The organism is Pseudolactococcus chungangensis CAU 28 = DSM 22330, assembly GCF_002441885.1.
GTDB lineage: Bacteria > Bacillota > Bacilli > Lactobacillales > Streptococcaceae > Pseudolactococcus > Pseudolactococcus chungangensis.
The window spans coordinates 47,704-73,747 of sequence record NZ_JXJT01000007.1; the positions used below are offsets into that span (position 1 = coordinate 47,704).

The following is a 26,044-nucleotide window of genomic DNA, read 5'->3' on the forward strand; positions in this document are numbered from 1 at the left end:
TTAGTAGTTGTACTTGGTCTCATAGCTCAGCTGGATAGAGCATTCGCCTTCTAAGCGAACGGTCGCAGGTTCGAATCCTGCTGGGATCACTATAAATAAACGTTAAAACTTCTTGGTCTCTAAGAAGTTTTTTTGTTAGTTTTGGGTATAAATATAACTTATAGCTTTATTGACGATTTAAGTATAAGTCGACTGCTTAAAATTATGCTATGATAAATCTAAGAGAAAAATGGAGAGCCTATGCAATATCTACCCTTGGAAAAATCAGAAGTCTTACGCTATCTAGGTTATAGACGCAAACAAGAACTGACGCCGGACATCTCAGCGCTAGTAGACGAGATGATCTTGGAAGTTCAGAACGTATCAAATGCACGTTACCTTTATCAGGCCTATGATTTTACGCTAGATGAGGCCAATCACGCCATTCATCTCACTAATACAGATTTAGTTCTCCAATCGAAACAGCTTTATAGCCATTTGAAAAACGCCAAACAAGTCGTTTTGCTGGCCGCCACGCTAGGGATTGAAGTCGAACGCCAGGTCAGACTCTACGAGCTATCTGAGATGACAAAAGCCTTTGTGCTAGATGCTGCCTGTGTTGATTATATTGAGAAAATCTGTGATTTAGCAGAAGTTGATATTGATACACAGTTTACGGATAGTATCCTAAATCGCAGATTTTCACCTGGGTATGGGGATTTGTCGCTAGAAGTTCAGCCCCAATTTTTGAAAACCTTGGGTGCAGATAGACAACTAGGTCTAACTTTAACGGAAAATTATTTGATGATTCCTAGAAAATCTGTCACGGCTATTCTTGGCTTGTTTGAAGATGATAAATTGGCACGTCCTAGTCGTAAACCGCCTCAAAATTTGACGATGGATATGGTCAGAAATGGTGACTTTAATGTGAGTGGTTTGACATGATGATGACGACAAGACTAACACGACTTGCAATTTTAACGGCACTTGCTTGCGTCTTGCGCCTCACTTTTGGTGCTTTTCCAAATGTCAAACCGATTACTGCCTTGTTTTTTGTTCTCATCTTGGCTTATAGCTTAGCTGATGCCATTGTTGTTAGTAGCTTAACCATGCTTGTGACGGGCTTTTTGATGGGGTTCTCGGTGATTATTTTGGGTCAGATCATAAGCTATGCTTTGATTTTGAGTTTTGGGGCGTTTATCTTTAAATGGCTCAAACCGATGATTTTGAGAACACTTGTCGTTTTTGTATTGACGATGTTTTATGGTTTTATTATCTCTATATTTTCAGCTCAGCTATTCGGTAGTCAATTCTGGCCTTTTTGGCTCAGTGGCTTGACGTTTGACTTGGCACATGCCGTGTCAACGGCGCTCTTTTTTCCAATATTAGCAACCATTTTCAAAAATATCTTAAAAACATGATATGAAAGCGGTACGATGTAGTCGAAAGCTTCAGTAGAAAATAAGGGATTTAAGGTGCTTTTGCGACTACCGTCTTTTGCCTTTGCGCAGGTTTAATTATTATCTATTTTCTATAAGAAGTTAGCTTGAATTTCAAATAAAGGAAGACTTAACATGACGATTTTAACGGATTTGAAAACGCAAATTTTGCTTTTTGATGGGGCAATGGGGACGCAACTTCAAGATAGAGGATTGCCGATTGGGGGGATTCCTGAGCATTTTAATCTGACGCATCCGGAGGTCGTTGAAGCGATTCATCGTGACTATGTCGCAGCGGGTGCAGATGTGATTACGGCCAATACGTTTCAGGCTAATACGACGAAAATGGCTGCGGATGAGTTGGCTGAGACGATTCGTACAGCGATTGCGCTTGCTAAAAAGTCTGAGCCTAAATATGTGGCTTATGACATGGGGCCGACTGGGCAACTCTTACAACCGATGGGGACTTTATCATTTGATGCCGCCTATGAAATGTTTGCAAGCCAAGCCATTATCGCAGAGCAAGCTGGTGCTGATTTGGTGATTATTGAGACGGTAGCAGATTTATTGGAAGCAAAAATCGCAGTTTTAGCTGTGAAAGAAAATACCAAGTTGCCCGTGTTTGTAACCATGACTTATCAGGAAGATGGCCGAACTTTTGTGGGGGTTGACCCCCAAACTGCGACCTTGACTTTGCAAAATTTGGGTGTGGATGTTCTGGGGGTTAACTGTTCGCTCGGACCCAAGGAGCTTGCACCAATTGTTGCGACGATTTTAGATTATGCGCAAATTCCGGTCATGGTTCAGGCTAATGCTGGTTTACCTCAGATGGAAAATGGTGAGACAGTTTACAAAATCACACCAGAAACTTATGTCGCTTATACGCAAAAATTATTGGCACAAGGTGTGGCTGTCGTAGGTGGTTGTTGTGGCACAACACCAGAATTTATCAGGCAGCTACGCTTGCTTATATCTCAAACGGAAAGAGTTTATCCAGAGCCAAAATCAGGTACTTTTATCACCTCAGGACTCAAAACGCTAGAAATTGGTAAGGGGCTTAGCCTGATTGGTGAGCGAATCAATCCGACAGGTAAGCCACGTTTGAAAGAAGCGCTGCGTGAGAACAATATTGGCTATATCATTCAGGAGGCAGTCGCCCAGCGTGATGCGGGTGCAGATATTTTAGATGTCAATGTTGGCTTACCTGAAATTGATGAAGCCAAAATGATGGTTAAAACGATTGTTGAGTTACAAGCTTTGCTTGATTTACCTTTGCAGATTGATTCATCTGAAACTGCTGCACTAGAGGCAGGTGCGCGTCATTATAATGGGATTCCTTTGATTAATTCGGTTAATGGTAAACCGTCTAGTATGGCTAAGATTTTACCAATTGTGGCGAAATATGGTGGAGTCATTTTAGGTTTATGTCTGGATGATGCGGGTATTCCTGAAACGGCTGAAAAACGCTATCAAATCGCTGAAAAAATCGTCCATGAGGCAGGTAAATATGGCATCACACCTGACCGTGTGATGATTGATCCGCTAGTCTTGACAGCCTCAGCTCAGCAAGAACAAGTGCCGGTCACATTGGATACTATCCGCTTGGTAAAAGAACGTTTAGGTTGTAAAACAGTTGTTGGCTTGTCTAATATTTCTTTTGGCCTACCTAATCGTGCGCTCTTAAATGGCACCTTTTTGGCACAAGCCTTTGGTGCAGGACTTGACGCACCGATTATGAATCCTTTGTCAGATTATATGATGCGTGTGGTAAGGTCGCTCAAGGTCTTCACTGGTCAAGATACTAACTCAGAAGATTATATCGCGAATGAGCAAAATGCAACGATTGCTGTGACGGTAGCAAATGGTAGTGAGAATCAAGTATCGACTGATGATACGCTAGATTTGAAAGGGATGATTATCAAAGGTCGCAAAGAGCTAACGGCTGCCGAGACTAGAAAAATGCTTGAGACAATGACACCGCTTGACATTGTCAATACTTATTTCATACCAGCTTTGGATATTGTAGGTGCTCAGTTTGAGAAAGGTGAACTATTTTTACCACAGCTGATGCAATCTGCGGAAGCGACACAACAAGCACAGGAAGTTTTGAAAGCTGTACTTGCAAAATCAGGTCAAAAATCAGAATCTCTAGGTCGACTACTCTTGGCAACTGTTGAAGGGGATATCCATGACATCGGAAAAAATATTGTAAAAATGATTCTAGAAAATTATGGTTATGATGTTGTTGACCTGGGAAAAGATGTACCGATTGAAACAGTTGTTGAAACGGTTGTCACGCAAAAGATTAAATTGGTAGGTTTATCAGCCCTGATGACGACTACAGTTCAAAATATGAAAAAAACAATTACAGCTGTCAAGGCAGTTGCACCTGACACAGTTTTTATGGTCGGTGGCGCAGTCCTCAATGAAGAATATCGTGAGTTTGTTGGTGCTGACTACTATGCCAAAGATGCCATGGCTAGTGTTGAGATTACCCAGAATTTTTTTAGACAATAAAGATAAACATCTCAGCGACATTTGTCAGAGATGTTTTTTTTTCTGATGTTGATTAAAATAGCAATTAATCTAAATTTATTAAGGATAATGATGAACTAGCTAAATCTGCCATGCAAAAGTTTAACTTAAAGACCGATGATTTAAAAGTTAGTGCTGCTGATGACACGAGCGGTTATTCTTCAATAGTTAATACTTATTTGTCAAGTATCAAAATATCTGGAAAAACAATGACTGATGGTAAAAATTCTGGATTTGATAGGAATGTATCACTAGCAGGACAAGATATACCATTAGAAGTTGTAAGTAAAGATACACATGCATACATCAAACTTGAACCGTTAAAACCAATACTTGATTTATATCTCCAGACTACTAGTGCTGGCGATGCCAGTGTGGCAGTGGACGGGGCAAAAATTAAAGGGAAGTATGTGGATGCTAATGCTATTTATGAAGAAAATGCATCAAAGCTTGTGGCTGTTGCAAGTTTAGCTTCGGAAGATGCTAAAAAAGCTATGGGAAAGGCTCATCAACCTTTAGATAAAAATAATTTTACTCAAGATGGTTCAGCCATTACGATGACACTATCTGGAGAACAGTTAGCAAAATTTATCGAAAAACATCTTTCTGAGCTACCTGAAAAATCAAGAAAATCATATGAAACACTTTTAGATGAAAAAGATTTGGCAAAGAATATAGCAAAACTAATTAAGGTAATGACCGTCCTGATAGATTGCAAGAAAAAACATCAAATCTTGTCATAGAGTTTACTGGAAAAGAAACAAAAGACTATGGTTTAAGTGGTAAACTGTCTATTGAAAGTTCTTATTCCGATGAAAAAGTATCGATTAAAATATACCATCTCAATCCAATCTTATTCAGACGATGAGTGACTTGTTGCGGTTGATTTAGGTAATTCCTCAAGTTAATTAATGTTAATGAAATAGTCATCATAAAAAACAAAGACCACCGCCTATATCCAGTAGGCGGTGATCTTTGGGAGTTTTTTTATGAAAAAATTTTTTAGGAAGGACTTTAGTATAATGCATCTTCCTTAAAGTAAACTTAAATCATTTGTGTTAAAATAAAAGTAAGATCACGTTGAAATACGAAAGCCTTTGAGCGTCAGAATTTCGCGAATGTCCCGCTTGGACGCAGCATAGCGTAGGTCAAGTTTCAAGATTTTTACAAAGTAAAAATCGCAGAAAGGAAATAATATGAAATTAACAGCTTTGGGTGTTTGGGGTGGCTTCCCTTATCAGGATGCTGGCACAACCTCTTATTTATTAACTAGTAATTCTGGATTCAATCTCATGATTGACGCTGGCAGTCGTGCTGTGACAGAGTTAGAGCATGAGGTATCACCACTCTATATTGATGCAGTGATTGTCAGCCACTACCATCAGGATCATATCGCAGATCTTGGCGTTCTGCGCCAGTATCGTCAGCTTTGGCCAAAAACAGATCCCGATTGGGATAGCGCAATCCTCAAAATCTACGGGCATAACGAAGACAGGCACGAATTTCAAAAATTGACACTTGATGGGGTCTCTGAGGGAATTGCTTATGATGTCAATGGCGTACAAAAAATCGGGCCATTCGATATTACCTTTACGAAAACCGTGCACCCCATTACCTGTTATGCCATGAGAATTACAGAGCGTAAAACCGGTCAGACCCTCGTTTTCACAGGCGATACAGGTTGGTTCAATGGTCTAGTTGACTTTTCAAAGGACGCTGATATGTTACTAGCGGATGTTTATTTTTTCTCAGACAAATCGAATATGCCTAACCATTTATCAAGCGTAGAGGCAGGACGTATCGCGCGCGAGGCAAACGTAAAAAAATTAGTGCTCACACATTTACCACAGTTTGGCGATTTGGCTCAATTGAGACAAGAAGCAGCTGATGAGGCGCGAGGTGTGCCGACTGAACTTGCCACGCCACATAAGACATGGGATTTTAATACATTTTGATTGATTTTACACAAAAAGAAAAAGAATATTTTATGGGTCAGGCTTTGATGGAGGCGCAAAAAGCAGCGGCTCATGAAGATGTACCAATCGGTGCCGTCATTGTCAAAGATGGTGAGATTATTGCGCGGTCCTATAATGCGCGTGAGCTGCATCAAAAAGCAACTCACCATGCTGAAATTTGTGCCATTGATAGGGCGAATGAGGTTGTCGGTAATTGGCGTCTACTTGATTGCGCTTTATTTGTCACGATTGAGCCTTGTGTCATGTGTTCGGGGGCGATTTCTCTTGCTAGATTATCACAGGTTTATTTCGGCGCTACCAACCCTAAATTTGGTGGAGCTGTATCCCTTTACCAAATTCTAGAAGATACGCGGCTTAATCACCGCCTCCATGTTGAATCAGGCATTTTGGAAGAAGAATGTGCGCAAATGATGCAAATTTTTTTTAAAAATCGTCGCAAAAAATAAATTTTATGATATAATAAGAAGTGAGGCAATAGTAATTCTATGAAGTGGGTCAGGTGCGGAAGCAAGCAGCCCTAAGTAGGGTTCCTATGTGCCTTATTTTTTTTAGATTAATTTAGCATGAAAATAAAGAAAGGTAGTTGATGTTTTATCAAACAACATATTCATCACCAGTAGGTCGCCTGACCTTAGCAAGTGATGGCGAAAGTCTGACGGGTCTTTGGCTAGAAAATCAGAAATATTTCGCAGAAAACTTTCCAGAGACATGGAACTCAAATCATCACTTGTCGGTATTTAAGGCGACGAAAAAGTGGTTAGATGATTATTTTGATGGAGAACAGCCAGCTATAACTGAGCTACCCTTAGCGCCAAAAGGCAGTGAGTTTAGGCAGGCAGTTTGGCGATTATTACAGGAAATACCATACGGTCAAGTCATCACCTATGGTGAGATTGCTAAGAAAATCGCAGCAGAAATGGGCAGAGTCAGCATGTCGAGCCAAGCGGTAGGCGGTGCAGTCGGTCATAATCCAATTTCAATCATCATCCCATGTCATCGTGTTGTCGGAAGTAATGGTAGCCTAACTGGCTATGCTGGGGGTCTCGCAAATAAAATCAAGCTCCTGACTTTAGAAACCGTTGAAATGACAGACTTGTACTTGCCGCAACATGGTACAGCACGCTAGTAAGGATTGCAATTATCATCAACAAAAGTAGAGCCTAACGCTATGATATTGATACTCGTTTAACCAAAAAGTAATACACTCACTTTCGACCATTTTTAATCACTTCATCGTTGATTAGTCTTGCCGTACACCTGTACGCCTTCGACTTTAGTTAAACGGGTATTAACAGATCAGAAAACTAAAAATGAAAACACTTTAGGAAGATTTTCGCTATATTGTTGTAGTTCGTAGCTTTCGCGGCTCATGAAAAAGCTACAGCATCGGTCATCTCAAAAATTGTATGCTTTTTTTGAGGGACTTGAGCATCACTTAAAAAGAACCCACAGAAAATTAACGGTTGACACCAACGAATTTTCTGTGGGTTTTAGGTTTCTGTATAATTATCAGTTTTGATTTGAGGCGTCTAACCAAAAAGTTTTGAGAAAAAACTTTTCTTCTTTGTTGGTTGATCTGGTACAGGGTTAGATAAAAGATCAGGAAAAACATCTCGCAACTCAATCATATCACGATTAACGGCATGGTCTGTATGGATGACGACACCGTATTGATCAGATGCGGGTTCAATTAAAATCTGTCCCTCAAAATGATGCTCAACGGCTAATTTTAAGTAATAGCCAGTTAAATCATCTGGTAACTCTCCACATATTTTGACAAAAATTGGCTGATCTGCCAGATCAAAATGGCTTAAAATTTGATTAAAAGATGTCTTGACTAAAGGTGTTTTAGCATCATCAAAAGTGATAGCAAGAAAAATACGCTCACGAAAAGTATTGAGATACAATTTTTGTTCATCGGGATTTAGTCGATATTCACCGCTTGAGGCGCGATCAAGCCTATTTTCTAAATTCGTCATACTGTTATTTTACCATAAATAAACCGTTTTCATCAAAGAAAATATATTGCTATCACTTACAAGGATATTTGTACCCGCTATCAAAATCAAAGGTTGCCAAGGTTTACCTTCTTATCCCCACTTAAATTAGCTATGATTCGAAGTCTATAAGTAAAAAAACAAATAGACCAATCACAGCATCTACTGAGTCTGCGAGAAGATGCTGTATTTTTTCATATGCTTATTAAGAATATAATCTTCTATTTTAAATTGTTACATAACACGATAAAAGCATGATTGACAGGTTTTTAATCAAAAATTATTAAATTTTATAATCCGTTAGTGTTAAAAATCAGGTTTATATTTTTTATTGCAGTTCATTGCGGTAAAATGTTATAATACAGTTATGACTATCTACGAGAAATTGGCAACTTTCAACATCATCGAAACGTCACGGATGATTTTGCGCCCGATAGCGATGACGGATGCGAAAGATATGTTTGACTACGCTAGTAAACCAGAAAATGTGATTTACGTTTTTCCTGCACACCATAATTTAGCAGAGACACGCTTAATCATTGCGACTTTATTTATGAAAGAACCCTTGGGAAAATGGGCGATAGAGTTGAAGGATGAGTCTGTTATGATTGGCACGATTACCTTTGTAAAAATAGATGAAAAAGCTAGAACTGTCGAAATTGGTTATACACTGAATAAGCGATATTGGGGTCAGGGGTTAATGACAGAGGCTGTTCGAACCTTAGCTGAAATCGGACTGACTGAGTTTGGTTTGCGTCACTTGGATATTGTCGTTGATACAGAAAATATCGGCTCGTGCAAGGTCGCAGAAAAGTCAGGCTTTATTTTACAAGAAAGCTACAAAGGACTTGACCCCTATACCAAAATTGTGAGAAATTTCAAACGCTTTAGAAAGGTTCATCAGGTGAAATATGAGTAAACATCAAAAATTACTGGACTACATTGATGATTTGGAAATTGGCAAAAAGGTCAGTGTTCGTGGCCTTGCGACGCGATTAAAAGTTTCTGACGGTACAGCCTATCGTGCGATTAAGGAAGCTCAGGCACGTGGTCTTGTTTCAATTAATGACCGCTCAGGCACAACAAGGATTGCGACTCAGGAACAGCGTGTGATTGAAACGCTGACTTTTGGTGAAATTGCCAAAATCTCAAGTGCTGAAGTCATGGCGGGGGAGTCAGGTTTGACTCAGGCTTTTAGCAAATTCGCGATTGCTGCCATGACTAAGGAGAATATCCTGAAATACTTGACGCATGGTGGTTTAGTCATTGTAGGTGACCGAACGGATATCCAACTCATTGCCCTGCATGAGGGAAATGCTGTTCTAATTACGGGGGGCGTTGACATTGAACCACAAGTGTTAGCCTATGCGAACGCTCACGATATACCAGTTCTTCGAACAGATTTTGACACGTTTACTGTTGCTAGCCGTATTAATCGGGCACTATCTAATGAATTAATCAAGAAGGAAATCACAACAGTAGCAGATGTTTATCAGAGCCAGGCACCGACCCTCTATGAGATTTCGACTGTTAAAGACTACCTAGATTTAGTCAAAAAAACCAATGGCTCTAGGTTTGCAGTCATCAACCAACATAAATTAGTTGTTGGTGTGGTGAGTATGCGAGATGTCACAGGTAAGAAGAATAGTACAACTATTGATAAGGTCATGACTCGAAATCCTAAACTAGCCAAGTTTGACATGACAGTTGCATCAACTAGCCAAAAAATGATTTTTGATGGTTACGACATGATGCCAGTCATTAACAGTGATAGTACTTATGCAGGGATCATTAGTAAGTCAGATATGCTGCGTAGTATGCAGGAGTCTTCTGAGCAAAGTCAGTTTTCACACACGATGACTGACGATGTGGCCCGCGCTGTAAAAGAAGTGCAATCCTATTACACCTTTACAGTAGAGCCATACATGATGAATAATGTTGGTAACATTGCCAATGGGATGATGGCTGAGATTATCAGTAATATCACCGATCGTGTCATGACCAAAACGAAAAATAAAAATATCATCATCGAGTCGATGAATATTTATTTTATGGGTGCTGTTGCCATTGATGACGAACTGGAAGTTTACCCAAAAATTATCAGTGAATCAAGACTTGGTGCGACCATTGATTTTGAGGTGTATTTGGATTACCAGATTATCAGCAAGATTTTAGTCACCCTTCAAATTAACTAGAAAAAGGACATACATGAACGATATACTAAATACAATCAGAGCTTATGACGAGATTGTGATTCACCGGCATAAAAATCCTGATCCAGATGCACTAGGGAGCCAATTAGGTCTGCGAGATATTTTGCGGATGAATTTTCCAGATAAAACAATCTCAGCTGTTGGGTTTGATGAACCAAGTTTAGCTTTTATTGGCAAGATGGACCGGCTATCTGACGAAACTTTCAAAGGCAAACTTGTCATTGTGACAGATACGGCAAATACACCTCGTATTGATGATGTGAGGTATCAAACAGGCGATTTTTTGATTAAAATCGATCATCATCCCAATGACGATGCTTACGGAGATTTATTAGCAGTTGATACGACAGCAAGTTCAGCATCAGAAATCATTGCGAATTTTGCCTTTGATCATGATTTACAGATTTCTGATGATGCAGCAAGAGTCTTATACGCGGGAATTGTTGGTGATACGGGACGTTTCCTTTATCCAGCAACGACACCTAAAACGCTTTACACAGCTGCAAAATTAGCAGAGCATACCTTTGATAGAGCAGGCCTCATGCGTGAAATGGATTCTTTTGATATGAAAATCGCTAGACTCCAAGGCTATGTCTATGAAAATCTTGAGATTTCACCTGAAGGTGTGGCACGAATTTTTATCACACAAGAGCTCATGCAAGCAAATGATGTCACAGATTCAGAAACCTCAGCCATTGTCTCAGCACCTGGGAAAATTAAAGAAATTCAAACTTGGGCAATTTTTGTCGAGCAAGCAGACGGTCATTTTCGTGTTAGAATGCGCTCAAAAGCTGCACCGATTAATGAAGTTGCCAAACGTCATGCTGGTGGTGGACATCCGCTTGCTAGTGGTGCCAATAGTTATTCACCACAAGAAAACGATGACATCTTCCAAGAATTAAGAAATAATTTAGTTGCTTTTCAGAAATAGTGGTATAATGAATCTATGAATAAAAAAGATTTTCCATGGCTTTACGATGCAGAGTACATGTCCTATGTCGGTGGGCTCTTAGAGACACCAGAAGTTCAAAAATTAAATGAGTTTACACATCATTACATTTCAACACGCTTGCTCCATTCTTTGAATGTCAGCTATACGTCTTACAAAATTTCCAAAAAATTTGGTTGGAACAAAAAAGCAACGGCTCGTGCAGGACTTTTACATGACCTCTTTTATTATGACTGGCGGGAAACGAAGTTTGTTGAAGGTAGTCATGCCTATGTACATCCAAGAATTGCTTACCAAAACGCTCAAAAATTGACGACGATTTCAAAATTAGAAAAAGATATCATTATCAAACATATGTGGGGTGCAACGATTGCACCACCACGTTATAAAGAAAGTTTTGTCGTGACTTTTGTTGATGATTATGTGGCGATTAAGGAATGGACACAATTGATGAAGATGAAATGGAAACATCATAAACTGTTCAAGAAAGAAAAATTAAGTCAATGAAATTGCAAAATCAAGATATCAAAATAGGCAAAACGATTGATGAATTAGTGGAAGGTGAGACCTTTAGCCTGTCTGAGACGATAAAAAATAGAGAAATATTACTCTATCTCGGTCTTACGAACGATGACAATCCACTCTATTCGCAGTATGATTATGTTAAGGAACTTGGTTTGACTAAACCAGTGGTACCGACTGCTTTGATTTTTGGCATCATTACTTCGACCATTAACAAACATTTACCAGGTCCTGGGAGCCATGTTGTGAATGTCAATCTCAATCTTATTGAAAAGATTTTTCGTAATGATTTGCTAAGTTTCAATTTTGAAATCATCAAAATTGATACTAACAAGGATTTGGTAACGATTAATATTGAGATCATGAGAGATGAAGAGCGCGTAGCGGATGCAATTGTTTTGGTGCAACCGCCATTAGAAGAGCTCTCGGATTCAGAGTAGTCAAGCCTTATCATTAGCACTAAAATTAAGTTCCAAGTAGATAGAAAAATAGATATCAAAGGAGGACATGATGGATAATCAAATTTTCGAAACAAATCAACATACAGGTAAATTTTCACTTGCTGATTTCTTTGCGCGTATTTACGCATTAGTTGGTATGGGGATTGCAGTCAGCGCTGTGGTGGCCTTTATTACTTTGACAGTATTCGCTGATAATATCTCAGCGATTTTGACAGGACATACATGGCTATTATTCATTTTATGGATTTTGGAGATGGTCTTGGTTGTTGCTGTAACGCCAATGGCAGCTAAGAATTCACCAATGGCACTACCAGCCTTCATTGGATTTTCAGCTTTGAACGGCTTTACCTTGACTTTCACCTTAGCCTACTTTGATTTAAGTAGTATTGCGGTAGCCTTTGCCATAACAGCAGGTATGTTCTTTGCCCTTTCAATTTTTGGTAAAACGACCAAACGTGATTTATCTGGTATGGGTAAAGCCATGTTTGCAGCCCTGATTGGTATTATCATTGCGAGTGTTGTGAATCTATTCGTAGGTTCTTCAGGCATGGACTTTATGATTTCAATCCTTTCAGTCATCGTCTTTTCAGGCTTAATTGCCTGGGATAATCAAAGAATCGAAATGCTATACAATCGATCAAACGGTAATGTGACCGACGGTTGGGCAGTTAGCATGGCATTGAGCCTCTATCTTGACTTCATCAACCTCTTCATCTCAATCTTGAGAATTTTCGGAATTGGTGGCAGCAAAGATTAAGTTCAAAAAATCATCCTTAAAAGATGATTTTTTTATATTAGAGATGCTTTTAAACGCATCAGTTTATCTGAGAAATAGGAGTGAAATCTAGAAAGATGTTAAATTATAAAAAAGTAGAGACGACAGAAACAATGGCAATATTATCAGACTTGATTCTAGTTATTTGGCCAGAAGTTTTTACACCGGTGATTGGGGCAACACAAGTTGCTTATATGTTAGACACTTATCAGTCAATTGACCAAATTAAAACTGAAATCAATGATGGCGTTCAGTATGAATTAATTCTACTAAATAACCAGCCAATTGGTTATTTAGCCTATGCTTTTGAGGAGAGTCAACTCTTTATTAGTAAGCTTTACTTTTTAGCAAGCAGTCGAGGACAAGGACTTTCTCGACAAGTTTTTGAAAGATTTGAAAGAATTGCTAAAAGTCATGGGAAAAATCAGCTACACTTGCATGTAAATCGGGATAATACGCATGCTTTAACCATTTACCAGCATTATGGTTTTGAAATTGTTCAGGTGGTTGATACGCCCTTCGGAGAATATCTTCTCAATGATTACTGGATGACCAAAAAACTGTAACTGTGCAAAAAAACTGCTAATTTAGCAGTTTCAGACTGTAGACAAAGTAAAAATCTAGTTAAGATTTTTACGAAATACGGAAATTTTTATTTAGAAAACCGACGGTTAAGCTATTTCTAAATTAGAAAATATCAAAACAAACCCCATTTTGGTTTAAAAATGGGGTTTGTCTACAACCTGAAACTGCTAATTTAGCAGTTTTTTTATTTACGAAATAATTGTGTGACTTGAAAGTGATTTGCCAGTCTTATCTTTGAGTATCAACCAAGAATTAGTGCCTGCAAAATAAAGTAAATGCCCGACTTCATTGACTGATTTTAAATGGATATCAGATGTTGTCACGCCATCTGGACCAATGACCTCAGCGTGTTCCTGACGCAAACTCAGCGCAAATTTCTGTGAAAAACCGATAGAACCATCTTGATTAAGCGGCATATCTTGTTTAAGGACAGCGCCTTTTTTGATGAGGAAATCAGATCGTTTCAGCCAATAAACTTCAGCTTTAGCACCATTGTAATCAATATAGAAAGGGATGTCCGCTATTTCTTTTGAAAAACGATGTTGTGCTTTAGCTGCATTTTTGGTAGGAGAAGTAGTTAACGTTTCTTGAGACATTTTGAATTGATAACCGAGCTTATCTAGATAGGGTAAAAGCTGCTCCAGATAAGTCTTGACAATGTTTGTTTGATGCTTGGGGAGTTTTTGAGCTGTGAGATATTTTTTGAAATAAACAGGCTCAATGTCTAATGGCAAACTAAAGACAAGCACGCGATCAGCTTGCGCTTTTTGAGAGACCAGATTTGGTCCCTTAAAGTAGAAAGTGGCTTTAGACTTATCAGCAACGAAAGCTGTTAAATCTAAGATCTCAAGTTGCCCCAGCTCATTTGGAAAATCGAGTAATAACCGATTGTTTTCAAAGTTTATCATCATTATTTAATTACATCAACACCGCCAAGATAAGGACGGAGTACTTCAGGAATTCTGATAGAACCGTCAGCATTTTGGTAGTTTTCAAGCAGCGCAGCGACAGTACGACCGACTGCTAAACCAGAACCATTTAAAGTGTGAAGGAGTTGTGTTTTCCCCTCTTCATCACGGTAACGAATTTGAGCACGACGTGCTTGGAAATCTTCTGTGTTTGAACAAGAAGAAATTTCGCGATAAGTATGTTGTGATGGAATCCAGACTTCTAAGTCATAAGTTTTAGCAGCAGAGAATCCCATGTCGCCAGTAGATAAAGCGACAATACGATAGGCTAAACCTAATTTTTCAAGAATATTACCGGCATTAGCGACCATCTTGTCAAGCTCTTGATATGACGTTTCTGGCTTAGAAAACTTAACCATCTCTACTTTATGGAATTGATGCAAACGGATGAGACCGCGTGTGTCTCGACCTGCTGATCCGGCCTCAGAACGAAATGAAGGACTCATGGCAGTGAAATAGATAGGAAGCTCGCTACCATCGATGATTTCATTACGATAGTAGTTGGTCAATGGGACTTCAGCAGTTGGAATCAAAACAAAATCACTATCTGCTAATTCAAAGGTATCTTCTTTAAATTTCGGATATTGACCAGTGCCATACATGGAGTCGTGATTGACCATGTATGGTGTAATCATTTCAGTATAGCCCTCTTTAGCGTGTTCATCCAACATGAAGTTGTAGAGTGCCCGCTCTAAGCGCGCCCCCAGTCCTTTGTAGAACAAGAAACGTGAGCCAGTGACCTTAGCACCACGTTCCCAGTCTAAAATACCCAATTTTTCCCCTAAATCCCAATGGGCTTGTGGTTCAAAATCAAAGTTTGGCACCTCTCCGACACGTTTGACTTCAACATTATCATCCTCATCGGCACCGACAGGCACATCATCTGCTGGGATATTTGGTAAAGTTTCAAGTATAGCTGTCACTTTTTCATCAAAGAAAGCTAACTCAGAGTCAAGTGCTTTGATGTGACTTGACACTTCCTGCATCTGTGTGATTGCAGCGCTAGCATCTTCTTTGTTGCGTTTGGCAATGCCAATGGCGTCAGACGCCTCATTACGTTGTTTTTTGAGTTGTTCAGTTTCGATGATTAACTCACGTCTTTTAGCATCGAAATCACGTAATTCATAGAGTTTTTCAGATGCTACACCGCGTGTTTTAAGCTTAGCTTCCACCTCATCGAATTGATTGCGAATTTGTTTAATGTCTAACATAATTGTCCTCCGAGTAATGAAAAAGATGCCTTCAAAATGAACAGGGCGTTTTTCAACACGGTTCCACCTGTCTTGCTTTGAAAGCATCTCGTTTTTATTTTAATCTGTTTAAGGGCGGTAGAATTTCAAATTAATCAAGGAGTTGCTTGCAACAACCGCAACCTTTCTAAACCAATAATTAATCTTACTTATCCGCTAAACTCATTATAGCAAGATAGGCTATAATAATCAACTTTTTCTTTTAGTCAATAATTTTTTGATTTTGCTAACTAAGGTTTGTGCTTTAACCACCTTATCATTACCGATATGCTCGCGAATTATTTTAAGGACTTTACCAGCATCTTTAGAAGAAAAACGTAAATGGTTTTGTCGCTTGCTATTGCCTTGTTTATTTAGGACAATGACAAACTGGCGACTGATTTTATTTTGTCGGGTAATGACACCCTCTACATGATGAATGGTTTCCCAAGGAATCTGAATGGCATCAGACACATTCGCATCATTAAAAAACTCAAATGCTTTGTCACCAATGAGCAGTTTACCATAGACATTACCAAGTCCAATATAAGCGATAGCTTGAAAAGGGGCAGAAGTTTTTGTATTCAGTGATTGTATCATATCTTTAGTATACCATTTTTCACGAAAAAAGCCTGTCATAAATGACAAGCTTTCGTTCTTTTTACATAACACCAAGTACGTGCATCACAACACCAAAGACGAATAAGCCGATGATGATAGCGATTGGTGAAACTTTTTTCTTAAGTAACCACATACATAGGAATGTCAAGAGTAAACCAGCAAGACCAGGAATTAAGCCATCCAAGTTTTGTTGTAAAGTTGTGACTTTATCAGGTGTTTGAGAAAGACCTTCACCAACTTTTTGGAAAGCTTCTTGGATACCTTTACCACCTTTAGGAAGCTTGTCCCATTCGATGTAAGCACCCTCAGAGAGTTTTACTTTAGAAACTTGCAGGGCAAATTTGATAGATACCCAACGTTCTACGAGAACGGCAAGGATAAACATCCCTAAGATTGAGGCACCTTTAGTGATGTCTCGCAACAAACCACCAGACAAGTCAGAAGTAATTGAGGAACCAGCTTTATAACCAAATTCTTGTGTGTACCAGATAAAAGCCCAACGAATGATGTTCCAAAGGACGAAGAAAAGAATTGGTCCAAGGATATTACCGCTCAAAGCAAGTGAGGCACCGATTGCACCTAGGATAGGACGAATAGTAAACCAAAAGACAGGGTCACCGATACCGGCAAGAGGACCCATCATACCAACTTTAACCCCTTGAATGGCAACGTCATCAATAGCTGCACCATTCGCACGTTCTTCCTCAAGAGCAAGTGTTACACCCATGATTGGAGCTGCAACGTAAGGATGTGTATTGAAGAACTCCATGTGACGTGTCAAAGCAGCAGCACGGTCTTCTTTTGTTGTGTAGAGCTTTTTAATCGCTGGGATTAAAGAGAAAGCCCAACCTAAGTTTTGCATCCGTTCATAGTTCCAAGAACCTTGAAGGAAAGTAGAACGCCAAGCAACGGCTAAACGGTCTTTTTTCGAAAGTTTAAATTTTTCATTCATAATAATCTTGTCGTCCTTTCTAATAGTCATTCAAGATGTCGCCGATAGGATCTGTACTACCAGAACCACCACTAGTGCTGTTACCATTACCACCCATTTTAGAAAGGTTGATGTAGATAAGCGCTAGGGCAACACCAATTGCACCAAGGGAGATAAGTGTTAAAGAACTAACTGCGGCAAGCGCAAAACCAATGGCAAAGAAAGGCCAAACCTCACGTGATGCCATCATGTTGATAACCAAGGCATAACCTACGGCAACAACCATGCCACCACCGATAGCCATACCATCAGTCAACCAAGCTGGCATTGCTTCAAGCGCATTTTGTACGGTTTGAGTTGGTACCATGATAAGCGCAAAAGCAGGGATGACGATACGAATACCTTGTAATAAAAGTGCAACAAAATGGAATCGTTCAAGACCTGCAAAGTTACCTTTTTTAGCTTCGGCATCAGCACCATGCACTAAACCGACAGAAATCGTACGAACGATCATTGTCAAGAAAAGACCAGCAACCGAAAGTGGGATAGCGGTTGAGAAAGCGACAGTGATACCTGTTGTATCAAAGTTATTAGATTGTACCATGATAATGGCAGCAGCAACACCGGCAAGGGCAGCGTCGGGTGCAACTGCAGCACCGATATTAGCCCAACCTAGTGCCATCATTTGAATTGTTCCACCAAGGATAATACCAGCTGTCAAATGACCAGTTACAAGACCGATTAATGTACAAGAAATAATAGGTTGGTGAAATTGGAACTGATCAAGGATGCCTTCAAGACCTGCGAAGAAAGCAATGATCAGAACTAAAATAATAGAGATAATAGACATGTTTAGTTCCTTTCGTTTTACTGAACGTTAGCTTTTTTGATTAAATCGAACAAATCAGCTCTAGAGTCATTTGGTACTTTACGAACGTCAAATTTGACTCCCAAATCACGTAGTTTTTCAAAGGTTTCAACGTCTTTTTTATCCATTGACAACACTTTGTTAACCATTGTTTTACCAGTTGAATGTGCCATTGAGCCAACATTGACTGTATCAATAGCAACGCCACCTTCAACCACAGCAAGAAGATCTTCTGGGTTTTCAAATAGTAAGAAAGCATGTGTGTCACCAAAACGTGGGTCTTTGGCAATCTCAATCATTTTAGATATTGGGATAACGTTGGCTTTCACGCCATTTGGTGCAGCTTGACCAATCAATTGTTTACGCAAATCATCTTTAGCAACAGCGTCAGAAACAACAATGATACGGTCTGCTTTAGATTCCGGTGTCCAAGCAGTCGCAACTTGACCGTGTAGTAAACGTGTATCAATACGGACAAGATTAATTTTAATCTTACCATCACCGATGACAGTACCTTCAGGAATAGCAGCTGCAGCGACTGTTTCAGCTGGTGCAACTGTTGCTGTTTCTTCAGGTTGGAGCGCTTCAGGTAAAATTCTAATCCCGTCTTTCGCTTCCTTGAGAATGTTGGCAACGACTTTTTCTAAGCCAGCGTCAGCATCCATCATACGTTCAGTGTATGCTTGAATTAGCATTGGCAAATTCAAACCTGTGATAATAGCGATGTTGCGATCTGGATTTTCACCCAGAACAGCACTTGCTTGGTTAAATGGTGACCCACTCCATAAATCCGCAAGCACCAAAATCTCATCATCAGCGTCGAATGTCGCGATGGCTGCGTCAATTTTAGCACGCAAGTCATCAGGACCTTCACTAGGCATGAAAGTGACCGTTTGGACTTTTTCTTGCTCACCGAAAATCATTGAACCTGATTGATGGATACCCTCGGCAAATTCGCCGTGGCTCGCAATTACGATTCCGATACTCAAATTTGAGTTCCTCCTTATAAGAAATTGTAAATAAAAAATTATTACACTCTATTATGCTCTTATCATAAATGGTTTGTCAAGTCAAAAGGTGGAAACGGTTTCTTTGTCATGAAATTGTATTATTACAGACTATTCTAGAAGATAAGGAAATAGTTTTGGCAAAAATAAACCTGTTTTTCTCTAGCTATATTGGCAAAAATGTTATAATATAGCTATAAAAAAAATTAGAATCTGAGTAGGAAAATACCATGAGAATCCAGCAATTAAAATACATCATCAAAATCGTTGAAACTGGCTCTATGAACGAGGCCTCAAAGCATTTATTTGTAACACAGCCGTCACTTTCAAATGCAGTAAGAGAGCTAGAAGAAGAAATGAATATTAAAATTTTTACCCGTTCAACACGAGGCATTACATTGACCTCAGACGGCGTAGAATTTTTATCTTATGCCAGACAAATTGTAGAGCAGACAGAGCTTTTAGAGGAGCGCTATAAATATAATCGAGAGAAAAAGGAATTATTTGCCGTTTCTGCGCAACATTATGCCTTCGTTGTGGAAAGTTTTGCGAGCATTTTACGCGAAAACGATATGCGTAATTATGAGTTGATTTTGCGAGAGACTCGGACACATGAAGTGATTGATGATGTGCGTGATTTTCGCTCAGAAATTGGTGTTTTATATCTCAATGATTTTAATCGTGACGTCTTAACCAAGCTGTTTTTGGATAACAATCTTGAGTTTACACCGCTATTTCAGGCAGTACCGCACGTGTTCATTTCTAAGCACCATCCACTCGCCAATAAAACATCAGTCACACTAGACGAAATGGCTGAGTTTCCGTATCTGAGCTATGAGCAGGGTGAGCGTAATTCTTTTTACTTTTCTGAAGAGATTTTGTCGACAGCTAGACATGACAAATCTATCGTTGTATCCGACCGTGCGACCTTATTTAATTTACTCATCGGTCTTGACGGCTACACCATTTCTACGGGTATTTTGAACAGCGATTTGAATGGCGACGATATTTTCAGCGTACCGCTGCAGGTGGATGAGAAGATTGAGATAGGGTATATTTGCCACAAAAAAGGTCTATTAACAGAACTCGGTCAACGATTTTTGAAAGAACTTAAAGCTAAGGTTTGATGATTTAGGAAGGTGAGAAAATGCCTGAAACGATTTTTTCAAAACAGGATATAAGGCGGTATTTGATCCACCATTTTGGGTTAGATGAACTAGATGCGTATGGTGACGGAAAATCAGGTATTCTATCATATATTAGGAAAGTGACTAGCCTGCAACAAGACCCACTCAATATAGTAGGAACAAATATTGATATTATTTTAGCAAGTCGATTCTCAGATTATAGTCCTGATATCTTGGCTGATCTGCTTTATCAGGATGAGGTATTGATAGAGGGTTTCGATAAGGAGGCATGCCTTTTTTCGCGTGATGAGTGGGGTAAGTTTGCTTTTGCTCGAGAACAACAGGCAGCGGGTAATCTTAAAACGCTAAGTTATCGAGATCAAGAGACAGCACTATTTTACTTGGATGAGGTGACGGAGATTTTACAACAGAGCTCAGTACCGATTTCATCTCAAGATTTGAACTTTGGTAAACTTACTGATAGTAGTTGGGGAAGTTCAAATTTGGGTAATGTGGTCCTCTATCATCTTTGGTGTCAAGGAAAGGCAATTATTGCTGAAAGAAAAGAGCGCCGTAAACTTTATATGCATTTTGAAAAAGCTAAGGGCTTGGAAAATTTGCCAACATTTAAGTTGGAAATAGACTTTATAGACTGGTTCATTTATCGAAGATTGTCTGGTCTAGGGGTGTATTGGTTGAGGTCTGGTGCTGGGTGGCTAAGTCGGCATACGAAAGAGCGTAAGGCAGTTATTTCGCGTTTCGTAGCGCAAGGAAAAGTTGTTAAGATTACGGTGACAGATATGAAAGAGGCACTGTATTTGACAATAGATAACTATCAGCGGTTATTGGCAGTTAAGGATATGCCGATTAACACTGAACGAGTCAGATTTATTGCGCCATTAGATAATATCATCTGGGATCGAAAATTTGTCAAGGAGATTTTTGACTTTGAGTACATTTGGGAAGTTTACAAGCCAGAAAAATTACGGCAGTATGGCTATTATGTTTTGCCTATTCTTTTAGGCGATAAATTGATAGCCAGATTTGAACCAGATCGTGATAAGACACGTCAAGATACTTTGCAAATTAAAAAGATTTGGTTTGAGTCAGAGGACTACCAAACTCCTGAGATTGCAGCGATGATTGCAGCTGAAGTTCAGCGTTATAATTGTTTGCTGCCTAGAAAATAGGGCCAGTTAATAAAATGCGTCTGGTCGTATGAAATATTATAAAAATTAATAGAAAGATGTGGAATAGAAAATGGAAAAAAGTAGAACAGAGGCTTTTACAGTTCGAGCGTTGGTAAAAGATTTGGGTGAATCTTTTAGTAGCGAAGAATGCGTCTGGGTATATGAAACACTAAAAAAATAGTAGAAAGATGTAGAATAGAAAATGGAAAAAAGTAGAACAGAGGCTTTTACAGTTCGAGCGTTGGTAAAAGATTCGGGCGAATCTTTTAGTAGCGAAGAATGCGTCTGGGTATATGAAACACTAAAAAAATAGTAGAAAGATGTAGAATAGAAAATGGAAAAAAGTAGAACAGAGGCTTTTACAGTTCGAGCGTTGGTAAAAGATTCGGGCGAATCTTTTAGTAGCGAAGAATGCGTCTGGGCATATGAAATAATAAAAAAATAGTAGAAAGATATGGAATAGAAAATGGAAAAAAGTAGAACAGAGGCTTTTACAGACGCCGTCATTGCCATTGTCATGACGATTTTAGTATTAGAATTTCCGCATGTTCATGGCCCTACCTTTGCGGATTTGGTTGTACTGAAAGATATTTTTCCGGCTTATGTCATTAGTTTTATCTTCTTGGTCATTTATTGGAGTAATCATCACCATATTTTTCAAATGGTTGAAAAAGTGAGCGGACAGACACTTTGGTGGAACAATGCCTTTATCTTTTTAATAACGCTCTTGCCATTTACGACCAATTGGTTAGGGGATAACATTTGGGCACATGACCCTGAAATACTTTATGCCGCTTTATTTTTATTGGCTAATTTGACGTGGTTATTTATGATTAAAAACTTAGTTAAAGTCAACGCCCACAATGCTTGTGTGACAAAAATATTAGGAGACTATAGGAAGTCTTACCGAACGTTACTTTTAAATGCTTTGGCTTTAGTAGCTGCCTTTTTTATCCCAATCGGTGGTCTTATAATTAATGTTTTATCTTTCCTACTTTGGATTGTACCAGACAAACGAATTGAAAAAATTAAAAATAAGTAATATTTAAAAATGTAGTTGTTTATAAAAAGAAAATCATCCTACTTCTTGAGGATGATTTTTTTTAAAAACAGCATATTCTTACACAATTTTTTATGCTTTATTTCAGAAAATATGATAAACTTAATGTAAGGACTTTGGCAGACGTTAGACGCCTAAAAGTGAAAAATTAAAACAGCTATTGGTTAATCCAGCCAACTCATCAACATAAAATCTTGTCTGTTGCGTTGACAATTGAATGAAATGCCAGTGTAGATCAAGTTTTAAGATTTTCAACCTGAAATCGTAGAAAGAGCGTTAGGTACATGATTAAAATATTCGGTAAATTACGTTACCACTGGCAACCAGAATTGTCCATCACGATAACTTATTGGTGTTTGTCAATTGCACCTATCTTTATCAGCTTAGCTCTATTATATGAAAATACCAAAATCTCAAGATCTTCATTTATTTTATTTATTATTTTTATCGTTTTGGTTTGGATTGGATTTCAACGCTATTTTGAAATTTCGGAAGATAAAGATTTACTATTGTCACGTGGTTTAGTACCAGGTTATGCAGGTAAGACAGTGATTTCTAGTATCTCGATGATAAAAATTAGCAAACGCGCTATTATTATTTATACCAATCGCAATGTTAAGGGTAAGATTTTTTATATGAGAAAATGGCCCAAAAAATATTTTGTGGATACCTTGACAATCAATCCCTACTTTCAAGGAGAAGTTGAATTGATCGGACATATCGACCATTATTTTGACAGCTACTCTAATGACAAGAAAAGTAAACTTAGCAAAATATAAAACAGCACAGACTAGCTATGCTGTGATATCAGTATTCTTTAACAACGATGGCTTTTGTTGGACATTCTTTAGCGGCTTGGACAAGACTTGGATCAGGTGCAAGGTCAAGTATAGTATCATCCGTATCAAATCGAACTAAACCATCAACATCGTAGTCAAAAATAGGATTATAAGTGTGGCAGAGGCCACAAGCAATGCATTGCTCAGGAAGTATTTGAATAATCATACTACTAGTATAACAGAGAAAGGACATCATGACTAAGAAAAACGAACCATGGAATAATGAAGTTTATGGTGCCATGCAAGAATCGCGTGGTGAGTTGCCACCTAAACGATCAGCTAAAAAAAATGAGGTATCTACCAATTTTTTAACTTTTTTAGTAGTGCTTTTATTTATGATCATTGGTGGTATTGTTGTGATTATTGTCTGGAATAATCGACTAGTTGACAATACTAAAATATCGTCAAGTTTTTATACCAGTAAATCTAGCGTGTCAAAAGCTACATCTGCTAGCCAATCAAGTGCAGCAACAGAAGATAAATCATCTGATTCTAAAACAGCTGAATCGAGTTCGACAGTGGCTGGAGAGACGACTACTGTTGAAGCAGGCGAAGGTCTTTATTCAATCGCGGCTAGAACAGGTGTAGATGCCCAAACCATTGCCAAGGCTAACGGTATGACCGTTGAGAATTGGTATGCAAATCCAGGAGATGTCATTAAGTTAAAATGAATTTAAAAGAGATTAGAATTGCAATTGACGGTCCAGCCTCTAGTGGTAAATCAACAGTCGCTAAGATTATCGCTAAAGACTTTGATATTATCTATCTAGACACGGGTGCAATGTACCGTGCAGCAACTTACGTTGCCTTATCTAACGAGTTAGATGACGATTTTGAAAAAATTATTACCATCTTAAAAGAGAATCCAATTTCTTTTGGGACATCTTCAGAAGGCCAGCTGGTTTATGTCGGTGAAGTAGATGTGACGCATGCTATTCGTCAAAATGATGTGACCAATGCCGTATCTAGGATTTCGGCGATTCCTGAAATTCGTGCGTATCTCGTTGATGCACAGCGTGAGATTGCAAGTCATGGTGGTATCGTTATGGACGGTCGCGATATCGGAACTGTTGTGTTGCCAGATGCTGAACTCAAAATCTTTTTGGTTGCTTCCGTCGAAGAACGTGCAGAACGCCGCTATAAGGAGAACTTGGCAAAAGGCATTTTAACTGATTACGAGCAATTGAAGTTTGAGATAGCTGAGCGAGACCGTAAAGATTCCACACGAGAGGTCAGCCCGCTCAAACAAGCAGATGATGCAATTCTAATTGATACGACTGGAATGGGCATTGCAGCAGTAGTTTCTAAAATTAAAAGTTTTGTTAAATAATTCTGATTTATTTCAGTTTTTTTTTTACATTTGCTCAGGAATTTGATAAAATAAAGGAATGGACCAACGAATAAAATTAAGAATCGAATATTTACGTGCTAATCTCAGATATCTTAATGATGTCGAATTAGCAGAGTATAATCGACTAACAGGGCAACATTTAACGCATCAGCAACAACATCAAGCTCATCAACAATCGCATCAGACATACCAAGCAAGTCAGCCAATGCAGTCTGAGCAAGCCTATCATTCTTCTCAATCCTATCACCAAGCACCAAATTTTGAGTCGAACAGCAGTTCTGATGGCTATAATAAACATCACCACCCACGCCCAAGTAAAAAGCCAAAAAACAAGAAAAAACGTAAAAAAGTAAGTTTTTGGAAAAAATTATGGCGCTTTCTTTTGCTTGTCATCGTTTTGATGATTGGTTTCTTTATCTATGGTTATCATAGAGGTAAAAGTAAAGCACCGGAAGGGTTGAAAACGGAGAAATTTTCAGGTCAGAAAACGCCATCTGGTGCAACCAATATCTTGATATTGGGGACAGACCAACGCGATTTTCAAACAACAGGGGATGCACGAAGTGACTCTATCATGGTCATGCAAGTCAATGCCAAGGATAATAAAGTCAAGCTTGTGAGCTTTATGCGTGATACTTTAGTTTATCAGCCAGGTGTCAGCCAATACGGGGCTGATACTAAAATCAATGTGGCTTATAACATTGGTGAACAAGATAATCATCAAGGTGCCGAATATATGCGTGAAGTCTTGAAGAAAAACTTTGATATTGATATTCAATATTATGCTTTGGTTAACTTCAATAGTTTTGCGACAGTCATTGATTCGCTCTATCCTATGGGCGTTAAAATTGATGCTAAATTTTCAACGATAGACGGAGAGACTGTCAAATCAGTTGATGTGCCTGACGATTTGAATTGGACGCCAGAACATCAAAATCCGATTCAAAAAATTAAGGTAAGACCACAGCGGATGGATGGTCGAACCTTATTGAACTATGCACGTTTTCGTAAAGATGACGAGGGCGACTTCGGTCGGACAAAACGTCAACAGCAAGTGATGCAAGCCATTATGTCAGGCGTTAAGAGTCCGTTGACCCTTTTCACAGGCAGCTCAGCTTTAGGCACTATCAAAGGTGTGACCTCAACTAATGTCAGTGACTTCTTTATGTTGACACATGCGCCAGGCTTGGCTTTAGATGCAGCCAAGGGAATTGAAAGCTATACAGTACCAGAAAATGGTGATTGGGTTGATGCTCTAGATCAATATGGTGGTTCAGGTTTACTGATTGATTTTGACAAATATCAAGCTAAGTTAAAAACTTTGTTGGGCTAATATCAGCATTGTTAACCAACTCAAAAAGTCTAGCTAAACGCTAGGCTTTTTGAGTATGGTAGCAGTAGTAAAATATGTAAGCAATCAAA

The 26,044-nt window shown here is 38.9% G+C and carries 29 protein-coding genes, 1 tRNA gene and 1 other RNA gene; 23 read left to right on the plus strand and 8 right to left on the minus strand.

Annotated features, from left to right (window positions below):
- The first annotated feature begins 15 nt into the window (after positions 1–15).
- The 9 genes from RR45_RS04560 (at position 16) to RR45_RS04600 (ending at position 7,055) form a co-directional block, all read left to right on the plus strand.
- Positions 16–89, plus strand: a tRNA-Arg gene (locus tag RR45_RS04560).
- 151 nt (positions 90–240) lie between these two features.
- Positions 241–924: a methionine synthase gene (locus RR45_RS04565; protein ID WP_072353484.1), complete on the plus strand. Its 684-nt coding sequence runs from the start codon at positions 241–243 to the stop codon at positions 922–924.
- Complete coding sequence (locus RR45_RS04570) at positions 921–1,400, plus strand: hypothetical protein (RefSeq protein WP_084463415.1); 480 nt, start codon at positions 921–923, stop codon at positions 1,398–1,400. Before RR45_RS04565 ends, RR45_RS04570 begins: the two co-directional genes overlap by 4 nt.
- Before the next feature lie 153 nt (positions 1,401–1,553).
- Positions 1,554–3,935 carry a homocysteine S-methyltransferase family protein gene (locus tag RR45_RS04575; protein ID WP_031365262.1) on the plus strand — a complete coding sequence of 794 codons (2,382 nt, stop codon included), beginning with the start codon at positions 1,554–1,556 and terminating at the stop codon, positions 3,933–3,935.
- A gap of 110 nt (positions 3,936–4,045) precedes the next feature.
- A complete protein-coding gene (locus tag RR45_RS04580) occupies positions 4,046–4,696 on the plus strand; it encodes a hypothetical protein (protein ID WP_031365263.1) in 651 nt (216 codons plus the stop codon).
- A gap of 453 nt (positions 4,697–5,149) precedes the next feature.
- The gene (locus RR45_RS04585; protein ID WP_031365264.1) at positions 5,150–5,908 is read left to right on the plus strand and encodes an MBL fold metallo-hydrolase; all 759 of its coding nucleotides are present in this window, start codon (positions 5,150–5,152) and stop codon (positions 5,906–5,908) included.
- A complete protein-coding gene (tadA, locus tag RR45_RS04590; protein WP_031365265.1) occupies positions 5,908–6,375 on the plus strand; it encodes a tRNA adenosine(34) deaminase TadA in 468 nt (155 codons plus the stop codon). The genes RR45_RS04585 and tadA overlap by 1 nt, the downstream gene beginning before the upstream one ends.
- 12 nt (positions 6,376–6,387) lie before the next feature.
- An RNA gene (gene ffs / locus RR45_RS04595) (signal recognition particle sRNA small type) lies at positions 6,388–6,485 on the plus strand.
- A 30-nt stretch (positions 6,486–6,515) separates the two neighbouring features.
- Entirely contained in the window at positions 6,516–7,055 is a 540-nt protein-coding gene (locus RR45_RS04600; protein ID WP_031365266.1) for a methylated-DNA--[protein]-cysteine S-methyltransferase, read from the plus strand.
- Positions 7,056–7,458: 403 nt separating this feature from the next.
- Here RR45_RS04600 and RR45_RS04605 read toward each other — a convergent pair whose 3' ends face one another.
- Positions 7,459–7,908 carry a DUF1694 domain-containing protein gene (locus tag RR45_RS04605; protein WP_031365267.1) on the minus strand — a complete coding sequence of 150 codons (450 nt, stop codon included), beginning with the start codon at positions 7,906–7,908 and terminating at the stop codon, positions 7,459–7,461.
- 385 nt (positions 7,909–8,293) lie between these two features.
- On the opposite strand from RR45_RS04605, the gene RR45_RS04610 reads away from it, so the two are divergent.
- The 7 genes from RR45_RS04610 (at position 8,294) to RR45_RS04640 (ending at position 13,412) form a co-directional block, all read left to right on the plus strand.
- Entirely contained in the window at positions 8,294–8,845 is a 552-nt protein-coding gene (locus RR45_RS04610; protein WP_031365268.1) for a GNAT family N-acetyltransferase, read from the plus strand.
- On the plus strand, positions 8,838–10,121 hold the full coding sequence (locus RR45_RS04615; RefSeq protein ID WP_031365269.1) for a DRTGG domain-containing protein: 1,284 nt from the start codon (positions 8,838–8,840) through the stop codon (positions 10,119–10,121). The genes RR45_RS04610 and RR45_RS04615 overlap by 8 nt, the downstream gene beginning before the upstream one ends.
- Before the next feature lie 13 nt (positions 10,122–10,134).
- Positions 10,135–11,070: a DHH family phosphoesterase gene (locus tag RR45_RS04620; protein WP_031365270.1), complete on the plus strand. Its 936-nt coding sequence runs from the start codon at positions 10,135–10,137 to the stop codon at positions 11,068–11,070.
- Positions 11,071–11,085: 15 nt separating this feature from the next.
- Positions 11,086–11,595 (plus strand): HD domain-containing protein, encoded by a 510-nt coding sequence (locus tag RR45_RS04625; protein ID WP_031365271.1) that lies wholly within the window; start codon positions 11,086–11,088, stop codon positions 11,593–11,595.
- Positions 11,592–12,050, plus strand: a complete 459-nt coding sequence (locus RR45_RS04630) for a hotdog family protein (protein WP_003139914.1) — start codon at positions 11,592–11,594, stop codon at positions 12,048–12,050. Before RR45_RS04625 ends, RR45_RS04630 begins: the two co-directional genes overlap by 4 nt.
- A gap of 70 nt (positions 12,051–12,120) precedes the next feature.
- A complete protein-coding gene (locus RR45_RS04635) occupies positions 12,121–12,828 on the plus strand; it encodes a Bax inhibitor-1/YccA family protein (RefSeq protein ID WP_031365272.1) in 708 nt (235 codons plus the stop codon).
- A 95-nt stretch (positions 12,829–12,923) separates the two neighbouring features.
- Complete coding sequence (locus tag RR45_RS04640) at positions 12,924–13,412, plus strand: GNAT family N-acetyltransferase (protein ID WP_031365273.1); 489 nt, start codon at positions 12,924–12,926, stop codon at positions 13,410–13,412.
- 207 nt (positions 13,413–13,619) lie between these two features.
- Here RR45_RS04640 and RR45_RS04645 read toward each other — a convergent pair whose 3' ends face one another.
- The 6 genes from RR45_RS04645 to RR45_RS04670 form a co-directional block, all read right to left on the minus strand.
- Positions 13,620–14,342, minus strand: a complete 723-nt coding sequence (locus tag RR45_RS04645; RefSeq protein ID WP_072353485.1) for a hypothetical protein — start codon at positions 14,340–14,342, stop codon at positions 13,620–13,622.
- A complete protein-coding gene (gene serS / locus RR45_RS04650) occupies positions 14,342–15,610 on the minus strand; it encodes a serine--tRNA ligase (protein WP_031365275.1) in 1,269 nt (422 codons plus the stop codon). Before serS ends, RR45_RS04645 begins: the two co-directional genes overlap by 1 nt.
- A gap of 228 nt (positions 15,611–15,838) precedes the next feature.
- Positions 15,839–16,228: a DUF956 family protein gene (locus RR45_RS04655; protein ID WP_031365276.1), complete on the minus strand. Its 390-nt coding sequence runs from the start codon at positions 16,226–16,228 to the stop codon at positions 15,839–15,841.
- Positions 16,229–16,289: 61 nt separating this feature from the next.
- Positions 16,290–17,201: a PTS system mannose/fructose/sorbose family transporter subunit IID gene (locus tag RR45_RS04660; protein ID WP_031365277.1), complete on the minus strand. Its 912-nt coding sequence runs from the start codon at positions 17,199–17,201 to the stop codon at positions 16,290–16,292.
- A 19-nt stretch (positions 17,202–17,220) separates the two neighbouring features.
- Positions 17,221–18,030: a PTS mannose/fructose/sorbose transporter subunit IIC gene (locus RR45_RS04665; protein ID WP_031365278.1), complete on the minus strand. Its 810-nt coding sequence runs from the start codon at positions 18,028–18,030 to the stop codon at positions 17,221–17,223.
- A gap of 17 nt (positions 18,031–18,047) precedes the next feature.
- Complete coding sequence (locus RR45_RS04670) at positions 18,048–19,037, minus strand: PTS sugar transporter subunit IIB (protein WP_031365279.1); 990 nt, start codon at positions 19,035–19,037, stop codon at positions 18,048–18,050.
- A 248-nt stretch (positions 19,038–19,285) separates the two neighbouring features.
- Between RR45_RS04670 and RR45_RS04675 the strand changes: the two genes are divergently transcribed.
- The 4 genes from RR45_RS04675 (at position 19,286) to RR45_RS04690 (ending at position 23,211) form a co-directional block, all read left to right on the plus strand.
- Positions 19,286–20,182 carry a LysR family transcriptional regulator gene (locus RR45_RS04675; protein WP_031365280.1) on the plus strand — a complete coding sequence of 299 codons (897 nt, stop codon included), beginning with the start codon at positions 19,286–19,288 and terminating at the stop codon, positions 20,180–20,182.
- Between the two features lie 20 nt (positions 20,183–20,202).
- Positions 20,203–21,372, plus strand: a complete 1,170-nt coding sequence (locus RR45_RS04680) for a DNA glycosylase AlkZ-like family protein (protein ID WP_031365281.1) — start codon at positions 20,203–20,205, stop codon at positions 21,370–21,372.
- Positions 21,373–21,838: 466 nt separating this feature from the next.
- Positions 21,839–22,414 carry a TMEM175 family protein gene (locus tag RR45_RS04685; RefSeq protein ID WP_031365282.1) on the plus strand — a complete coding sequence of 192 codons (576 nt, stop codon included), beginning with the start codon at positions 21,839–21,841 and terminating at the stop codon, positions 22,412–22,414.
- Between the two features lie 302 nt (positions 22,415–22,716).
- The gene (locus tag RR45_RS04690; RefSeq protein WP_031365283.1) at positions 22,717–23,211 is read left to right on the plus strand and encodes an EbsA family protein; all 495 of its coding nucleotides are present in this window, start codon (positions 22,717–22,719) and stop codon (positions 23,209–23,211) included.
- 28 nt (positions 23,212–23,239) lie between these two features.
- Here the strand turns inward: RR45_RS04690 and RR45_RS04695 are convergent, their stop codons facing one another.
- Positions 23,240–23,437, minus strand: a complete 198-nt coding sequence (locus tag RR45_RS04695; RefSeq protein WP_031365284.1) for a ferredoxin — start codon at positions 23,435–23,437, stop codon at positions 23,240–23,242.
- Positions 23,438–23,465: 28 nt separating this feature from the next.
- On the opposite strand from RR45_RS04695, the gene RR45_RS04700 reads away from it, so the two are divergent.
- Genes RR45_RS04700 through RR45_RS04710 form a run of 3 tightly spaced genes read left to right on the plus strand, consistent with a single transcriptional unit; the run spans position 23,466 to position 25,955 of the window.
- Positions 23,466–23,942 carry an SAG1386/EF1546 family surface-associated protein gene (locus tag RR45_RS04700; RefSeq protein ID WP_031365285.1) on the plus strand — a complete coding sequence of 159 codons (477 nt, stop codon included), beginning with the start codon at positions 23,466–23,468 and terminating at the stop codon, positions 23,940–23,942.
- Positions 23,939–24,601: a (d)CMP kinase gene (gene cmk, locus RR45_RS04705; protein WP_031365286.1), complete on the plus strand. Its 663-nt coding sequence runs from the start codon at positions 23,939–23,941 to the stop codon at positions 24,599–24,601. The genes RR45_RS04700 and cmk overlap by 4 nt, the downstream gene beginning before the upstream one ends.
- A gap of 58 nt (positions 24,602–24,659) precedes the next feature.
- The gene (locus RR45_RS04710; RefSeq protein ID WP_031365287.1) at positions 24,660–25,955 is read left to right on the plus strand and encodes an LCP family protein; all 1,296 of its coding nucleotides are present in this window, start codon (positions 24,660–24,662) and stop codon (positions 25,953–25,955) included.
- Positions 25,956–26,044 lie beyond the last annotated feature (89 nt).

Excerpts from the sequence above, each read along its gene's own strand:
- RR45_RS04565 (WP_072353484.1), top strand. The coding sequence starts at position 241 with ATGCAATATCTACCCTTGGAAAAATCAGAAGTCTTACGCTATCTAGGT.
- RR45_RS04570 (WP_084463415.1), top strand. The coding sequence starts at position 921 with ATGATGATGACGACAAGACTAACACGACTTGCAATTTTAACGGCACTT.
- RR45_RS04575 (WP_031365262.1), top strand. The coding sequence starts at position 1,554 with ATGACGATTTTAACGGATTTGAAAACGCAAATTTTGCTTTTTGATGGG.
- RR45_RS04580 (WP_031365263.1), top strand. The coding sequence starts at position 4,046 with ATGCAAAAGTTTAACTTAAAGACCGATGATTTAAAAGTTAGTGCTGCT.
- RR45_RS04585 (WP_031365264.1), top strand. The coding sequence starts at position 5,150 with ATGAAATTAACAGCTTTGGGTGTTTGGGGTGGCTTCCCTTATCAGGAT.
- RR45_RS04600 (WP_031365266.1), top strand. The coding sequence starts at position 6,516 with ATGTTTTATCAAACAACATATTCATCACCAGTAGGTCGCCTGACCTTA.
- RR45_RS04605 (WP_031365267.1), bottom strand. The coding sequence starts at position 7,908 with ATGACGAATTTAGAAAATAGGCTTGATCGCGCCTCAAGCGGTGAATAT.
- RR45_RS04610 (WP_031365268.1), top strand. The coding sequence starts at position 8,294 with ATGACTATCTACGAGAAATTGGCAACTTTCAACATCATCGAAACGTCA.
- RR45_RS04615 (WP_031365269.1), top strand. The coding sequence starts at position 8,838 with ATGAGTAAACATCAAAAATTACTGGACTACATTGATGATTTGGAAATT.
- RR45_RS04620 (WP_031365270.1), top strand. The coding sequence starts at position 10,135 with ATGAACGATATACTAAATACAATCAGAGCTTATGACGAGATTGTGATT.
- RR45_RS04625 (WP_031365271.1), top strand. The coding sequence starts at position 11,086 with ATGAATAAAAAAGATTTTCCATGGCTTTACGATGCAGAGTACATGTCC.
- RR45_RS04630 (WP_003139914.1), top strand. The coding sequence starts at position 11,592 with ATGAAATTGCAAAATCAAGATATCAAAATAGGCAAAACGATTGATGAA.
- RR45_RS04635 (WP_031365272.1), top strand. The coding sequence starts at position 12,121 with ATGGATAATCAAATTTTCGAAACAAATCAACATACAGGTAAATTTTCA.
- RR45_RS04640 (WP_031365273.1), top strand. The coding sequence starts at position 12,924 with ATGTTAAATTATAAAAAAGTAGAGACGACAGAAACAATGGCAATATTA.
- RR45_RS04645 (WP_072353485.1), bottom strand. The coding sequence starts at position 14,342 with ATGATGATAAACTTTGAAAACAATCGGTTATTACTCGATTTTCCAAAT.
- serS (WP_031365275.1), bottom strand. The coding sequence starts at position 15,610 with ATGTTAGACATTAAACAAATTCGCAATCAATTCGATGAGGTGGAAGCT.
- RR45_RS04655 (WP_031365276.1), bottom strand. The coding sequence starts at position 16,228 with ATGATACAATCACTGAATACAAAAACTTCTGCCCCTTTTCAAGCTATC.
- RR45_RS04660 (WP_031365277.1), bottom strand. The coding sequence starts at position 17,201 with ATGAATGAAAAATTTAAACTTTCGAAAAAAGACCGTTTAGCCGTTGCT.
- RR45_RS04665 (WP_031365278.1), bottom strand. The coding sequence starts at position 18,030 with ATGTCTATTATCTCTATTATTTTAGTTCTGATCATTGCTTTCTTCGCA.
- RR45_RS04675 (WP_031365280.1), top strand. The coding sequence starts at position 19,286 with ATGAGAATCCAGCAATTAAAATACATCATCAAAATCGTTGAAACTGGC.
- RR45_RS04680 (WP_031365281.1), top strand. The coding sequence starts at position 20,203 with ATGCCTGAAACGATTTTTTCAAAACAGGATATAAGGCGGTATTTGATC.
- RR45_RS04685 (WP_031365282.1), top strand. The coding sequence starts at position 21,839 with ATGGAAAAAAGTAGAACAGAGGCTTTTACAGACGCCGTCATTGCCATT.
- RR45_RS04690 (WP_031365283.1), top strand. The coding sequence starts at position 22,717 with ATGATTAAAATATTCGGTAAATTACGTTACCACTGGCAACCAGAATTG.
- RR45_RS04695 (WP_031365284.1), bottom strand. The coding sequence starts at position 23,437 with ATGATTATTCAAATACTTCCTGAGCAATGCATTGCTTGTGGCCTCTGC.
- RR45_RS04700 (WP_031365285.1), top strand. The coding sequence starts at position 23,466 with ATGACTAAGAAAAACGAACCATGGAATAATGAAGTTTATGGTGCCATG.
- cmk (WP_031365286.1), top strand. The coding sequence starts at position 23,939 with ATGAATTTAAAAGAGATTAGAATTGCAATTGACGGTCCAGCCTCTAGT.
- RR45_RS04710 (WP_031365287.1), top strand. The coding sequence starts at position 24,660 with ATGGACCAACGAATAAAATTAAGAATCGAATATTTACGTGCTAATCTC.